Source organism: Flavivirga algicola, from assembly GCF_012910715.1.
Taxonomy (GTDB): domain Bacteria; phylum Bacteroidota; class Bacteroidia; order Flavobacteriales; family Flavobacteriaceae; genus Flavivirga; species Flavivirga algicola.
The window spans coordinates 115,608-131,533 of the sequence record NZ_JABBHF010000002.1 but is presented as its reverse complement, the minus strand read 5'-3'; the positions used below and the strand labels follow the sequence as shown (position 1 = coordinate 131,533).

Annotated in this window: 12 protein-coding genes; 7 read left to right on the top strand and 5 right to left on the bottom strand. The window is 32.9% G+C overall.

All coding sequences use genetic code 11. The features are described 5' to 3' along the window. Positions 1-2 precede the first annotated feature (2 nt). The 4 genes from HHX25_RS03420 to HHX25_RS03405 are packed head-to-tail and all read left to right on the top strand — an operon-like array spanning position 3 to position 4,067. Entirely contained in the window at positions 3-989 is a 987-nt protein-coding gene (locus HHX25_RS03420) for an NAD-dependent epimerase/dehydratase family protein (RefSeq protein ID WP_169670151.1), read from the top strand. Beyond that, positions 979-1,824, top strand: coding sequence for an MBL fold metallo-hydrolase (locus HHX25_RS03415; RefSeq protein WP_169670150.1), 846 nt, complete (start codon positions 979-981; stop codon positions 1,822-1,824). Before HHX25_RS03420 ends, HHX25_RS03415 begins: the two co-directional genes overlap by 11 nt. Then, complete coding sequence (locus HHX25_RS03410; RefSeq protein ID WP_169670148.1) at positions 1,814-3,097, top strand: F390 synthetase-related protein; 1,284 nt, start codon at positions 1,814-1,816, stop codon at positions 3,095-3,097. Before HHX25_RS03415 ends, HHX25_RS03410 begins: the two co-directional genes overlap by 11 nt. Continuing rightward, complete coding sequence (locus HHX25_RS03405) at positions 3,078-4,067, top strand: 3-oxoacyl-[acyl-carrier-protein] synthase III C-terminal domain-containing protein (protein ID WP_169670146.1); 990 nt, start codon at positions 3,078-3,080, stop codon at positions 4,065-4,067. Before HHX25_RS03410 ends, HHX25_RS03405 begins: the two co-directional genes overlap by 20 nt. Before the next feature lie 51 nt (positions 4,068-4,118). On the opposite strand, the gene HHX25_RS03400 is transcribed toward HHX25_RS03405, so the two are convergent. Next, positions 4,119-7,892 carry a transglutaminase domain-containing protein gene (locus tag HHX25_RS03400; RefSeq protein ID WP_169670144.1) on the bottom strand — a complete coding sequence of 1,258 codons (3,774 nt, stop codon included), beginning with the start codon at positions 7,890-7,892 and terminating at the stop codon, positions 4,119-4,121. 75 nt (positions 7,893-7,967) lie between these two features. On the opposite strand from HHX25_RS03400, the gene HHX25_RS03395 reads away from it, so the two are divergent. Then, on the top strand, positions 7,968-8,771 hold the full coding sequence (locus HHX25_RS03395) for an ABC transporter substrate-binding protein (protein ID WP_169670142.1): 804 nt from the start codon (positions 7,968-7,970) through the stop codon (positions 8,769-8,771). Here the strand turns inward: HHX25_RS03395 and HHX25_RS03390 are convergent. Beyond that, the gene (locus HHX25_RS03390) at positions 8,746-8,892 is read right to left on the bottom strand and encodes a hypothetical protein (RefSeq protein WP_169670140.1); all 147 of its coding nucleotides are present in this window, start codon (positions 8,890-8,892) and stop codon (positions 8,746-8,748) included. The genes HHX25_RS03395 and HHX25_RS03390 overlap by 26 nt on opposite strands. Positions 8,893-8,966: 74 nt before the next feature. After that, on the bottom strand, positions 8,967-9,164 hold the full coding sequence (locus HHX25_RS03385) for a Lacal_2735 family protein (protein WP_169670138.1): 198 nt from the start codon (positions 9,162-9,164) through the stop codon (positions 8,967-8,969). 166 nt (positions 9,165-9,330) lie between these two features. On the opposite strand from HHX25_RS03385, the gene HHX25_RS03380 reads away from it, so the two are divergent. Then, positions 9,331-9,840, top strand: a complete 510-nt coding sequence (locus HHX25_RS03380; protein ID WP_169670136.1) for a hypothetical protein — start codon at positions 9,331-9,333, stop codon at positions 9,838-9,840. Between the two features lie 56 nt (positions 9,841-9,896). Here the strand turns inward: HHX25_RS03380 and HHX25_RS03375 are convergent, their stop codons facing one another. Together HHX25_RS03375 and purU are read right to left on the bottom strand one after the other, a co-directional pair. Then, the gene (locus HHX25_RS03375; protein ID WP_169670134.1) at positions 9,897-10,607 is read right to left on the bottom strand and encodes a DUF4197 domain-containing protein; all 711 of its coding nucleotides are present in this window, start codon (positions 10,605-10,607) and stop codon (positions 9,897-9,899) included. Positions 10,608-10,935: 328 nt separating this feature from the next. Then, a complete protein-coding gene (gene purU / locus HHX25_RS03370) occupies positions 10,936-11,790 on the bottom strand; it encodes a formyltetrahydrofolate deformylase (RefSeq protein ID WP_169670132.1) in 855 nt (284 codons plus the stop codon). 150 nt (positions 11,791-11,940) lie between these two features. Between purU and HHX25_RS03365 the strand changes: the two genes are divergently transcribed. After that, positions 11,941-15,378, top strand: a complete 3,438-nt coding sequence (locus tag HHX25_RS03365) for a methylmalonyl-CoA mutase family protein (RefSeq protein WP_169670130.1) — start codon at positions 11,941-11,943, stop codon at positions 15,376-15,378. The last annotated feature ends 548 nt before the right edge of the window (positions 15,379-15,926 follow it).

The following is a 15,926-nucleotide window of genomic DNA, read 5'->3' as shown; positions in this document are numbered from 1 at the left end:
AAATGAAAGTACTACTTACAGGAGCAACAGGGTTTTTAGGATGGCGCACGTTAGAGGTACTTGTTAAGGAGCCTCGAATTAACACTATTATTGCTACAGGTAGAACTCTAAAAAAAACACATCAAATAGACCATGAAAAAGTAACCTATGTCTTAGGTGATTTAGAAGATCTCTCTTTTGTACAAGAGATAATACAAAATGTTGATTATATAGTGCATGCGGCAGCATTATCCTCACCTTGGGGAGAAAAAGCATTATTTGAAAGGGCGAATGTGCTTACCCAGAAAAACCTGATTAAAGCAGCTTTAGAATATGGCATTAAAAACTTTGTGTTTATTTCTAGCCCCAGTCTTTATTTTGAATTTAAAGATCGATTCGATATCAAAGAAGAAGATAAGTTACCTAAAAAGTTAATTAATGCCTATGCTAAAACAAAAAGGAAGGCAGAAGTATTATTGACTCATTCTGGTTTAACATATGTGATACTCAGACCCAGAGCGATTATAGGGCGAGGAGATACCGTTATCATGCCCCGATTAATTCGGGTGTTTGATGAAGGGCGTTTAAAAATAATAGGGAACGGAAAAAATATTGCCGACCTCACTTCGGTAGAAAATGTTGCTACTGCCATTCTGTTATCGTTGCAGGCAAAAGAAGAAGCGCTTAATCAGACTTATAACATCACCAATGGAGCCCCTGTTGTTCTTTGGGATGCCATTGCAGATGTTTTGACGCAATTAGGTAAAAAAAAACCTGTTAAAAAACTCCCGTATAAGTTGGTTAAAACAATAGCCACTTTACTTGAATTTAAATCGATTTTAACGAATAAAAAGGAACCAGCATTAACAAGGTATGGAGTTGGTACTTTAGCCAAGTCCCTTACTATGGATATTTCTAAAGCAAAGCGTCTGTTGGGCTATAACCCAAAAGTCACAACAGAAGAAGCGATTACTGAATTTACAAATTGGTATTTATCAAATGGAAAATAGTAAACTCTATTTAGGTTATGCCGGACATTGTTTGGCAAAGGAAAGCGAAGCCATTCGGGGAGGAAGAAAACAACATATCAAATTTAAAGCGTTATGGGGACTCATTGAACACCCAACCCAAGGCTTGATACTTTTTGACACGGGATATACCAACCGATTCTATCAAGCTACATCATCCTACCCCAATAAAATATATGCTAAAATAACAAAAGTATCTATAGATCAGTCACGTGAAGCGAAGACCCAATTGATCGCCCATGGTATTATGCCAGCATCCATTAAACATATCTTTATTTCACATTTTCATGCAGATCATATAGCAGGTTTAAAAGACTTTCCAAATGCCACACTTCATGCTTCTAAAAAAGCGATAAAACAACTAAACAGGATTCCAAAAGTTTTAGGGTTTACAAAAGGTATATTAAAAGACTTACTCCCTAAAGATTATATGGAACGAACCTCTGTTATTGAAACCAGTATTAAAACAAATATACCTGAACTGGGCGAGGTGTATGATTTATTTGGAGATGGACATTTAATAGCCGTTCCTCTGCCAGGACATGCGGCTGGTCAAATGGGGTTGGTAATTTCTACGAAAAAGCAGACCTACTTTTTAATAGCGGACGCTTGCTGGTTAAAAGAAACATATCAAAAAGGAACGCTGCCAAATCCTATAGTGCGTTTATTTTTTCACTCGTGGAAAGACTTTAAAAATAGCTTAACGCGCTTAAGAAAATACCATGAGAAATACCCTGAAACAATAATTATTCCGACCCATTGTTCTGAAACTACAGATGCTTTGGTACTTAAAAAAATTGACTTGGATGTTCTTTAAAATTCAGATCCTATACAAGTTGTTGTCACTTAAAATACATAAGAAGTGGTATAAAAACAGACTGAACAAGCTACAAGAAAAGCGATGGATCCGGTTAAATAATACGTTGTTAAAATCACCTTTTTACAGAGATAAGGCGAAAAAGAACACGCCATTAAATGAGTACCCCATAATCAATAAAGCTCATTTTATGGCAGATTTTGATATAATCAATACCAAAAGGGTCTCTCTTAAAAAGGCTCTGGAAGTAGCCATTAAAGCAGAAGAATCACGTGATTTTTCGCCATTGATAAATGGGATAACGGTTGGTTTATCAACTGGGACCAGCGGTAATAGAGGTGTGTTTTTGGCAACAGAGGAAGAAAGAGCTCAGTGGGTAGCTTGTGTATTGGATCGAGTAATTGGGTTTTCTTTAAAAAAACGCCGTGTTGCTTTTTTTTTAAGAGCGAATAGTAATTTATACGATTCTGTGACGTCGAAATCCTTGCAATTTGAATTCTTCGATATTCTCAAAAATATGGAGACCCATACAGGCAGATTAAATAAGCTACAACCTACAATTTTAGTAGCTCAACCAAGTGTGTTATTGGAATTAGCCTCCTATGTAGAAAAAAGAGAATTATCAATAAGCCCTACCAAAATAATTTCGGTAGCTGAGGTATTATATCAGGAAGATGCTACTTTTTTAAAACGGATCTTTAAGCAAACCATTCATCAAGTATATCAATGTACAGAAGGATTACTGGCTTCAACATGCGCTCATGGAACCTTGCATTTTAATGAGGATTTTTTGATAATAGAGAAAAAATACCTGGACAAAGAGAAAAAACGTTTTCATCCTATAATTACAGATTTATTAAGAACCACCCAGCCCATAATCAGATACGAGTTAAATGATATTATTCATGAAAAGTCTAACTGTCCTTGCGGTAGCCATTTCACCGCAATAGATAAGATTGAAGGTAGGTCGGACGATGTGTTAAGATTTAAATCCATAACTGGTAAAGACGTAAAAGTATATCCCGATTTTTTAAGACGAACCATTATATTAGCAGACCCTTCAATTAATGATTATACACTTGTACAAAGGGATTTGGATACATTGGAGTTATATGTCGGAAATAACAATGCGTATGAATTGGCAGCTAAGGCTGTGAAAAGTTATCTTGAATCCCGAGGTGTAAAAGATATTATAATTGAAAAGGCGCTTGTTAGAAATCATGTAAAAGGGAATAAATTAAGAAGGATACAAAATGATTGGAAAATCAATTAAAATAGAAGGAACTGGGGTTTATTTACCAGAAGCGAAATCTTCTGAAACCATAGAAAAAATGCTTGGTATTCCACTTGGTTGGAGTGAAAAATACTCAGGAGTGAAAAACAGGCATCATGTAACGTTTGAAACTAACGGTTTTATGGGGGCCAGAGCTGCAGAACAAGCTTTACAAAGTGCTGACTTAACTTTAAGAGATATAGACATGCTAATCTCTGCGGGGAGTTCATACGACTACCCTTTGCCTAATCAAGCAAGTGTGATCAAGCATGAATTAAGAGGTGCTTCTTTCGATTTTCCAGCTATTGATATTGATAGCACCTGCTTAAGTTTTATCTCTGGTTTGGAAATGGCTGCCAGTATACTGGATGGACAAACTTATAAGCGAATATTACTTGTGTCTACCGAAGTAGCATCAAAAGGATTAGATCCTTCAAACTGGGAAACGGCTACTTTATTTGGTGATGGAGCAGCTGCAACCATAATTGCTTATGATCCTTTTGAAGAATCATTAGTAGTTAAAAGTCAACAAAAAACCTATTCAGAAGGCGTATACCATACTATAATTGAAGGAGGTGGTATTGCCAATTATTTTAATAATACTGGCATAAATTCCAAAGATATATTTTTTAGGATGCAAGGAAAAAACCTGTTGCGTTTGGCAAAGAAAAAGCTGCCAATTTTTATCAAAGATTTTTTTGATGATCTTCCAATTAAAATAGAAGATGTGGATGTTATTATACCACATCAGGCATCGTCTACAGGGCTTGCGGTTTTTAAGAAAATGTACCCTTTCAATGAATCTCAAGTTATAGATACACTAGCTATGAATGGTAATTGTATAGCCGCATCAATCCCTTTAACGCTTCATCATGTCATAACACAAAAAAAACTAAAAAGGGGGCAAATCTGTTTACTTATAGGAACGTCTGCTGGTTTTTCTATAGGGGGATTATTGTTTCGGTATTGATATCTTTATAATTAAGAACTAATAAAAATATCTTTACCTTTTAAAGTCTCTTTAAGAGCTAAATTTAATAATCATCTCCCTTGTGTCTAACACTTTTTTTACATAATCTTTAAATTCGGAGTATTCGTCGATAGAAATGTTATTCGTATTTACATTAGATAAAATGTCTATTTTTATTTCATTAGATTTAGGTGTACTATATTTTATCGAAAATGTATGTTCTTTAAATTTATAATTTACGTTTGAAGGGATTTCAGCAAACTTCTGATTTTCCTTAAGTCTTATAAGGATACTTTCACTATAATGATCTGCGTTTTCATATTGCTTATAATCAATAGGGTAAGAACGACTCTCATTTTTAATGATAGCATTATTATATGGATTTAAAAAATAAGGAATTTTGAAGGTAAATAAATCCCCAACTTTATTCACTTTCAATTCTGTGGTAAGGTTGGTCTTAAAATTTATTGTACCACTATTTTTATCATGCTTTACAGAGGTTATATCAACTAACTTTATTTCCTCACTGGATCTGTTAGATATTTCTTCTTCCAGTGTTTCTTCCAATAATTGACCTTTTTTATTTTTAAAAAGATCAATATAATATGATGCAATATTTCCAGAAACAGTAGTGTTAATATTGATTTTTGAAATATTTGATTCTAGATCCATTATATAATCGCTTTGAAATTTGGCAGATTTTCTCAATACATTTTTAAGGTGAATTAATTCTGATGTAAATTTTACCGAACTATCAAAAGGGATTTCAAGGGCTGAAGCATCTCGCAGGGAAAGAGGTAAAGCTGCAAAAGGGAGGTATTTATCAGTAAGTTCCAGAAATTGTTCTTTCCCGTTAATTTTAACTTTAACAATGCAATGATTAAAATCTGAACTAGGTAAAACCAATTCATTTTTACCATAATCTGATGTGAGGATAAGTACCATTTTAGCATTTAGTTTAGCCTGTTGCGAAAGAACAAGAAACAAAGAAGAAAAATCTTTACAATCCCCAAGTTTTGTTTTTATTGTTTTCGATGGTTTTTGTGGAATGTATCCACTTTGCCTGAAACTCACAGAACTATAATTCATATTATTGGTTATATAGTAATAAATTTTCTTGGCCCTTTCTTCTTCAGAGAATTGTTGGTATCCATTAGGAAATATTGAATTAAAAACTTCTTTAACTACACTATCAAATTTTAGTTGATTTCTTACGATATCCGAATACCATGTTGCAATTTCTCCCCAAGTATCTATAGTGCTTATATGAAGTGTTGTTTTCACATCGTTAAAAGGAGGCATATAATCTTCAGCAATCGGAATTCCAGAAGTATTATTTAAATACCACTCATGGACATAAAGATCTTCTTTTTTATACGTTTTATATTCAGCTTTACCTTTAGTAATAGCATGATTCACCTTTTTGTCGTGAGTTAAATATCGGTAGATATTTTTTATTGTTGGATGATAGCCACCAAAGCTATGCGTTAAAATTTGATCGTTATAAAACCTACCATTTCTTGTATATCTCTTTTCGTAATCAATGTATATTACGTCACCAATTTCTAGTTCGTCAAACACTAAATCAGACCCATTACGATCTGCTGGCACAGTTTCGCCACTTGGTTTTACAATCTCAGATTTTTTAATCAAATAATCCCCTGAAAGCCCTAGGTTGTATTCTTTAAAAATGTCTATTCCATTTTGAGAGGTTATTTCGTATATAAGTGTCGTTTTGTATTCACCACCTCCATTTTTATAAGCATATAAATCAGTTTGATTCAGAAGCACATTTAGACCATAATTATTGGTTTCAATAGTATTTCTTTTTTCTTTTATATAATTATATGCATTGTCAATATGAAATTCATTTAGGGGATTGCTGCTTTTTCGTAAATCATTAATTTTATTTCTTAATTGCTTATTGGAAGGGCTTCTTTTTAATGCGATTTCATATAATTTGATGGCCTCATTTTTTTTGCTCAACTGTGTATAAGCATCAGCTTTTAGTTTTGTGAATAGGTATGAAGTTGGGTAGTTCTTCAATGCCATTTCAATGTATTTTAAAGATCGCTGATATTGACCAGTGTTATGTAAAAGCGTTATTAAATTATTATGGACATTGTTATCAAAATCAAATCTTTCTAATGAGCTAATATAAAGCTGTATGGCTTCCTCAATTTTGTTTAGCTTTTTATAATAATAGGCTAAATATGTTATTGTTTGCCAATCGTATTCTAGTTCATTGAACTTTTCTAAAACCTTTATCGTTTTGTTGTCATCATTAAATATTTTTGAATAGAATTCAGAAAATATTGGTACAAATGTAGAAGGTATATTTTTGTCATTTAATAAAGCATCTAGCTTTTGTCTCATTTCGTCTCTATTATTTTGACGTAACGAAATCATAAATTCGGCAGCGATATTCATAAATGAATAATCAACAGAGTTTCCAATTTTTTTTAGCTTCGATTCATATTCTTCTATATCTAATTTCATTAATTCATTAAAATTCTCAAATTCTAACATTAATGATAAATAATAATCAGGATCAGATCTTGTAATATTGTTTTGTATTTTTGTTAATGCATTACTATCCCCCATTTTAGTATAGCATTCTGCAAGACAGGACCTTATTAATGAACTATTTGGATGTTCTTTTGACCATTCTTTTAGGAGCTCTATAGCCTTGTTTATGTGACCGTTTCTATTATAAGTAAGAAAAAGACAAAATCGATTTAAGTTGATATCACTATTTTGATCTTCCAGTTTATTTTTAAAATAAGTCTCTACGCTATGTGGTACTAATATTGGATTTACTTCTTCAATAGTACGTTTATTATATTTCTTGTTTTTGAATGTAACATTAAGTTCTTTACATGGCAGTCCGTTTAACTCTTCGAGTCGCAAAATAAAGTACGGCGTTTCTCCACTAGTTGCAGATTTGATTAAAATTCTATTGACTCCTTTTTGTAAATTGACAGCATAAGTATAAGCATCTAATTCGGTAATATATTTATCATCACTTTCTAAGATAAGAGCATCATTGAGCCAAAGCCGAATCAAACCACCTTTACCCAATTTCAAATGAACTCTTCTATCACTTGGAGAATAGATAAATGTTTGGGCATAATGCACGCCAGATCCATATTCAGAGTGATTTAAGAAAAAATTGTAAACTTCATTATTTTCTCTTCGCTTGTACCACATAGCATCTCCATTGCTTTGAGCATCGAACATAATATTAGAAGAGGTAATTTCTTCTGGAGGGTATGGCATTTCAATTCCGCTTGAGTTTAAGTTTTCAAAAACACCACAATATTCCCAATCATGAATAACATTTATGTTTTTAAGCAAGTTATTATATTGCTCCCATTGCCTTTTATGCCTCTTTGTAATTGCTTGTAAATAATAAAGCCCACCTTTAACCGTAGAATTAGAAATTTTTGAAGCATCAATTTGATTAGAAGCTTTATAAGTATTATTGCTAAACCCATTTTCAATATAGTCATTAAAAAAATATGGTAACATCCAATTAGAAAATAAATAGTTTTCATAATTTGAATAACTAGTTATTTTGGAAATGAAGTCAGAATTACTTTGCATGATTCCATTTTCCATTTGGACAAGTTTCTTAAGCATTAAATTTTCTATATCATCGTTTATATTTAGTTTTTTTACAAGCTCTAAAGCTTGATTTCTGTCATTTTTTAAAAGAGCTTCCCAGATTTGATTGTTCTTTTGGGCGCTGAGAGAGAGGGTAGTCGTAAAAAAAAGGAGAATTAAAATTAAACTTTTAGAATTGAAATGAGAAGAATAAATCATTGTCTATATTTAGCGTAAATAAAAAATCAAATAAATAAAAAAAATACTAGACGTCAAAGGTAATACTTAAGATCGATGGCAAAAACCAAAACAATAAAAGATCAACTGAACAGAAGTATTCATTTAAGATATATTCCAAAACGAATTATTTCGTTAGTACCAAGCCAAACAGAGTTATTATGTGATCTAGGCTTGGAGAGCTCGTTAGTTGGTGTGACCAAGTTTTGTGTCCATCCACATCATATTAGAACCAATGTTGCTGTTGTTGGTGGTACAAAGCAAATTCATATAGATAAAATAAAAGCATTGCAACCAGATATTATTCTTTGTAATAAAGAAGAAAATACTAAAGATATTGTAGAATCCTGCGAGCTTATTTGTAATGTGCATGTTTCTGATATTTTTACAATTAACGATAGTCTGGAATTGATTCAGCAATACGGAGAGGTTTTTAATAAGTCAAAAGAGGCTTTAGCTATAATAAACACCATTAAAAGTGAATTAGAAGATTTTAATGTGTTCATCAAAAATAAACCAACATTAAAAGCAGCTTATTTTATATGGAGAGACCCATGGATGGTTGCCGCAAATAATACGTTTATTAATTATTTGTTGAAACTCAATAAGTTTGATAATGTTTTTGGAAATAAGATTCGCTATCCAGAAATAGCATTTAATAAATCGACTAAAAATAGAGAAGTGGATATGGTGCTTTTATCTAGTGAGCCTTACCCGTTTAAAGAAAAGCATAAAAAGGATATACAAGAGTTTTATCCCAAAGCCAACATTATATTGGCAGATGGTGAGATGTTTTCCTGGTACGGGTCCAGGCTAACTAAAGCTTTTAAATATTTTAAAAACTTGCGCCTAAATCTTTAGTATACTCGATCTTAGTAGTATCCTCTACAAAGTTTGCAATTTTAGACTCTAATTCTTTTAAGCTAATTAGCTTATTTAAGTTTGGTTTTATTTTACCAACTCTACAAAAATGTGTACTCATAACTTTTTTTTATAAAATACGTATAATAGTGTGTCTTGGATGTAATAAAAAAGTTAAAGAATTGCTAAATATTACTATAGGGATAGGTGAGAGCATTCCCTAGCGAGGTATTTTAACCGATTAAGTTCATCAAGGAGTTTGATGGCTTTAAATTCAGAAATATCGCTTAAAGCAGAATCCGTTTGACGAAAATTATAAGCCTGCTCTATAAGCTCTTTATAGCGCCTATTGAGTTTTCTTTGATGCATTTTTATATCGTCCAAGTTTTTCATGTGTCCTACACATAGTTAGAGAGTAACTAAATATACATTTTTTATTCAAGAATTAAAAGGAATGTTCGAAGTATTTATTTAAAAAACCTTCATTTTTAGTTGGTTATAAACCTATGTTAATTAAAAAAGATTAAATAGCTTTGAGGGGTTAACCAAATTTACCATCATGAAATTATTTTTAAGTATACTTTTTGTCCTGTTTTTTTCATTTGCGAATTATGCACAAGAAACTAATTGTAAATGTTGTACGGAAAAATATAATGAATTTGACTTTTGGATAGGTACGTGGATTGTCACCAATGCAGAAGGAGAGCTTGTGGGGAGAGATGTCGTTAACAAAATTAGAGATAATTGCCTGTTAATAGAAAAATTTGCTAGAGCCGAAGGGGATTATAGAGGAACAAGCAGTAATTTTTATAATTATAGTACGAAACAGTGGGAGCAAGTTTGGGTTGATAATGAGGGGAGAAGTTTGTCTTTTAAAGGCAATAGAATTGGTAATCAGATGATTTTTAAATCTGAAGTTACTAAAGATGAAAGAGGGGACTCTTTTTACTATCGCGTTATTTGGACAATAAATGAAGATGGTACTTTAGGAAATCAATGGGAAACGATTACTAATGATATATATACTAATGTAACCTTTAATGGAGTGTATAAAAAAGAGAAGATCTGAAAAGTCATTATAATTTACTCTTCAGACCCCTTTAAAAACCTTATATGTTTGTAAAACTATTTGTTATCCTGTAAGGCAAAAACCTTTTTCAACAAATCTGTTGTTCTAGATGATAGTTTGGTACGAATTTCTGTTTCTTCAATAGCTATCATGGTAAATACGCCTTTTAAAGCTTCACCAGTAACATAGTCTGTTAAATCAGGGTTCACGTTATTTGTAAAAGGCAGATTGTTGTATTTGTTTATCAGGTTATTCCAAATTCTGTCTGCTCCAACTTTGCTAAATGAGTTTTTTATAACAGGGCTAAATTTATTGTATAAAGCTGTTTGGGTTTTACTGTTTAAATAGCGGGTTGCAGCATCATTATTACCAAGTAGAATATTTTTGGCGTCTGCAAACGTAATCCCCTTAACAGCATCGACAAAAATAGGAGTGGCTTCTTTTACGGCATCTTCAGCAGCTCTGTTAAGGACTTTTAAGCCCTCATCTGCTAATTTGCTTAAACCGACATCTCGAAGCGCTTTGTCTACTTTATGTAGTTCCTGAGGCAATAATATTTTTACTAATTCATTTTTAAAAAAACCATCGGTTTGAGTTAGCTTAGTTACTTGTTTGTCTATTCCAAAATCCAGTGCTTGTCTCAATCCCGAAGCAATTTCGGCATTACCAATGCCACCACCTTGAGGTAGTTGGTTAACAACTTGTTGTAGCTCTGCACATGCAGTAAGATTAAAAATTAAGACGGCTGCTAAAAATTTACGAATCATAGTTTTGGGTTTTATATGTAACAAATATATGTTTTAGATGTTAAAATCACTTCAAATATACCTAATATACTTTTTTTGAGATTTGATTAATAAAAAGAAGGCACCTTGTGAGAGTAAGGTGCCTTTCGTGCAAACTAAAATAATCCCACCAGCGTTTCAAAAAAACATCTAGTTATGGGCTTTTTATCTTAAACCTACATATTAGACACAGATAAAAAATAAAGTCACACTTTTTTGAAAAAAGAATATCAAAAATTGTTTTAGTATATTAGGATAGAGCTAAACGGGAGTAGTTTTAACGGTTTGTTGCTATTAATAATAAGTTTTTCTATGAGAAAATTACCGTTTTGTTATTATAAACCATTACTTTTCTGTCGGTGTGTAATTTAACAGCATTGGCTAAAACAATCTTCTCTAAGTCACGTCCTTTGGCTATTAAGTCTTTAATAGAATGTGTATGGGATACATGTGCAACATCTTGTTCTATAATCGGACCGGCATCAAGCTCTTCTGTAACATAATGACTGGTCGCTCCAATAATTTTTACACCACGTTTATATGCCGAATGATATGGTTTTGCGCCAACAAATGCTGGGAGAAAAGAGTGGTGGATATTAATTATTTTATTTGGGTATTTGTTTATAAGTTTTCCAGAAACAATTTGCATATACCTTGCTAAGACTATAAAGTCTATATTGTATTGCTCTAATAATTCCAACTGTTTGTTTTCAGCTTCATTTTTTGTGTCCTTGGTAACGGGAATGTGATGAAATGGAATTTTAAAACTGTCAGCAATAGGTTTTAAATCTAAATGATTACTTATTATAAACGGGATTTCTAAATTAAGTTCGCCAGAATTATAGCGCCCTAACAAATCGTATAAACAATGGTCATACTTAGAAATAAACAAAGCCATTTTGGGTTTGTTTTCCGAAGAATAAATCCGCCATTTCATTTCAAATTCGTCGGCTAAGGTATTCTTAAACGACTCCTTAAAACTATCTGTAGTAAAGTTACCTATTGTAAATTCACTTTCTAATCGCATGAAAAAGATGTTCTGTTCTCTATCTACGTGTTGGTCTATATAAACAATATTGCCGCCTTCTTTAGCAATAAAATTTGTTACAGAAGCAATAATATTGGAACGATCCTTACAATGGATTAAAAGTGTAATTTTATTCATGAGACTAGAAAATGAATTAACGCGCTCAAAATTAGTTTAAAAAATAGATAAGAAGTAACGGTAGTTATAATTTTAGATAATTTCATGTAAACAGCTATTTTTTTTGAATATTTCGTAAATTGCAATACTTAAAACTTAGATTCTTTACGAATGAAACAACAAGAGGCATACAAACCTAAACATAAAGTACGTATAGTAACAGCGGCATCATTATTTGATGGTCATGATGCCTCTATAAATATTATGCGCCGAATCATTCAAGCGACTGGTGTTGAGGTGATCCATTTAGGACATGATAGAAGTGTAGAAGAGGTTGTAAATACAGCGATTCAGGAAGATGTAAATGCTATTTGTTTGACCTCTTACCAAGGTGGACATAATGAGTATTTCAAGTATATGCATGATTTGTTGAAGGAAAGAAGAGCCGATCATATTAAAATTTTTGGAGGCGGAGGCGGTGTTATCCTGCCTTCAGAAATTAAAGATTTAATGGATTATGGGATTGCCCGTATTTATTCTCCTGACGATGGACGCGAAATGGGCTTACAAGGTATGATTAATGATTTAGTAAAAAAATCAGATTTTGCCATCGGAGATGTTTTAAATGGGGAAATTGATACGCTAGAAAAAAAACACCCAAGATCAATAGCCCGTATTATTTCTTCTGCAGAAAATTTTCCTGAAGTTGCTAAAGATACTTTAGATAAAATACATTTAAGGAATAAGCATTCTAAAACACCAGTTTTAGGGATAACAGGAACCGGAGGTGCTGGGAAATCAAGTTTGGTTGATGAGTTGGTGAGACGGTTTTTATTAGATTTTCCAAAGAAAACGATTGGTATTGTTTCTGTTGATCCTTCAAAACGAAAAACAGGAGGTGCTTTGTTGGGAGATCGAATTCGAATGAATGCGATTAATTCCCCTCAAGTTTATATGCGTAGTTTGGCGACACGTCAATCTAATCTGGCACTATCTAAGTATGTAAACGAAGCTGTTGAAGTTTTAAAGGCTGCTGAATATGATTTAATTATTTTAGAAACTTCGGGTATTGGGCAATCGGATACCGAAATTATTGAACATTCTGATGTGTCGTTGTATGTCATGACTCCCGAATTTGGAGCTGCCACCCAGTTAGAAAAAATCGATATGCTCGATTTTGCAGATTTGGTAGCCATTAATAAATTTGATAAACGTGGTGCTCTAGATGCTTTACGTGATGTTAAAAAACAGTACATGCGTAATAATAATTTGTGGGAGACCCCTCAAGATAAATTACCAGTTTTCGGAACCATAGCATCACAGTTTAACGACCCTGGCATGAATACGCTTTATAAGGCGGTTATTGATATGTTGGTTGAAAAAGCAGAAGCAGATTTAAAATCAACATTTACTATTTCTGATGAAATAAGTGAGAAGATTTTTGTGATCCCACCTTCAAGAACACGTTATCTATCTGAAATAGCAGAAACGAATCGAGCTTACGACCAGAAAGTGAATAGTCAAGTAGAAGTAGCTCAAAAGCTTTATGGAATCTATAAAACCTTAGAATCTGTATTAAATGTTAATGTAAATGAAACCAGGCAATCCTTTCTTGATAAATACGGTATTAATGATGATGAGATCCAGAAATACGTTCAAGACAACAATACAGATTTTGTTAAATTGCTTGTTAGTGAATTTGATAAGGTCAAATTAAATCTAGATCCTTACAATTGGGAAATTATAATAAGTTGGGATGAAAAAGTGAATAGGTATAAAAATCCAATCTATTCATTTAAAGTTCGAGATAAAGACATTAAAATAGAAACGCATACAGAATCTTTATCGTATACCCAAATTCCGAAAGTAGCACTACCTAAATATCAAGCATGGGGAGATATTTTACGTTGGTGTTTGCAGGAAAATGTTCCAGGAGAATTTCCTTTTGCATCAGGACTGTACCCATTTAAAAGAACAGGAGAAGACCCAGCACGGATGTTTGCAGGAGAAGGGGGTCCAGAGCGTACTAACCGTCGTTTTCATTACGTAAGTATGGGATTGCCAGCAAAACGTTTGTCTACCGCATTTGATAGTGTAACGCTTTATGGAAGTGACCCAGACCACCGCCCAGATATTTATGGAAAAATAGGAAATGCAGGTGTTTCGGTTTGTTGTTTAGATGATGCCAAAAAGTTGTATTCTGGTTTCAATTTAGCAGATGTCATGACTTCGGTGAGTATGACCATTAATGGTCCAGCTCCAATGTTATTAGGCTTCTTTATGAATGCTGCTATCGATCAGCAATGCGAAATATATATAAAAGAAAAAGGTCTAGAAAAAGAAACTGAAGCTAAAATAGCTACTATTTATAAAGGAAAGGAGCGACCAAAATATTATGGGGAACTACCAGAAGGAAACAATGGTTTAGGCCTTATGCTGTTGGGGGTTACGGGAGATCAGGTATTGCCAACAGCTATTTACAATGACATAAAAGCAAAAACCATAGCGCAGGTTCGAGGAACGGTTCAAGCTGATATTTTAAAAGAAGACCAGGCTCAAAACACGTGCATTTTTTCAACCGAATTTGCATTGCGATTAATGGGCGATGTACAAGCGTATTTTATTGAAAATAATGTGCGTAATTTTTATTCGGTATCTATTTCTGGGTATCATATAGCAGAAGCAGGTGCTAACCCTATCACGCAGTTAGCCTTAACGCTTTCTAACGGTTTTACGTATGTAGAGTATTATTTAAGCCGTGGTATGGATATTAATAGATTTGGTCCAAACTTGTCATTCTTTTTTTCAAATGGTATCGATCCAGAATATGCGGTTATTGGTCGTGTAGCTCGAAAAATATGGGCAAAAGCGATGAAACATAAATACGGGGCGAATACCAGGGCGCAAATGCTTAAATATCATATCCAAACGTCAGGACGTAGTTTACATGCCCAGGAAATAGATTTTAATGATATTCGTACGACTCTTCAGGCATTATATGCTATATACGATAATTGTAATTCGTTGCACACCAATGCTTATGATGAAGCGATTACTACACCTACCGAAGAATCGGTGCGTCGGGCTATGGCCATTCAACTTATCATAAATAAAGAATTGGGATTAGCCAAGAATGAAAATCCAATCCAAGGATCTTTTATTATTGAAGAATTGACCGATTTGGTTGAAGAGGCCGTATTACTTGAATTTGATAGAATTACGGAGCGTGGAGGTGTTTTAGGTGCGATGGAAACCATGTATCAGCGTAGTAAAATTCAAGAAGAAAGTTTGTATTACGAAACCTTAAAACACAATGGTAATTTCCCAATCATTGGGGTCAATACATTTTTAAGCTCGAAAGGCTCTCCAACAGTACTTCCAAAAGAGGTCATTCGAGCTACAGAAGAAGAAAAACAGTTCCAAATAAAAACATTAGAAAATCTTCATAAAGCTAATGATACAAAGGGATTGTTAAAAGAATTACAAACGAAAGCCATTCGCAACGAAAATATTTTTGAAGTACTTATGGAAGTTTGTAAAGTATGCTCATTAGGAGAAATTACGAATGCATTGTTTGAGGTAGGAGGGCAGTATCGTAGAAACATGTAAGCAGCGAACCACTTTTTGCCCAAGCAAAAAGTGTGTGAGTCGCTTACCCTGAGCGAAGCCGAAGGGTCTTTAAATAAGAGCTATAAATTCTTTACCACTTTTTGCCCAAGCAAAAAGTGTGTGAGTCGCTTACCTCGAGTCTATTAAAAGATGTTATATTTTAAATTAATATCATTGTTAACTCTATTTTTTCTGGTATTAAGTAGCTTAAAACAAATATTTAAAAAAGAATACAATAAAAAAAGATGTCTCAATTTTTCAAATGAACGCCTAAAGGTTACTCTGCAAACATATATTTAAAAAGCTGTATGTCTAATTGCATTTTTTGAATAGACATTAAAATGTTTAGTGGAATTTTCTAGTAGTAATATATTAAGTATTAAAATAAAAGACTATTCATTTATGTAAAAAGAGGATTTGTTGTGTACGTAATAGATAATAGAATTTAATTATATCATGCGTTTTACTATTACTCTGTTAGATAAAAAATATAATAAGAGAGGTAGCTTTTTTAGGCCTTTGTTTTATACCCTGTTTACAGTGATGTT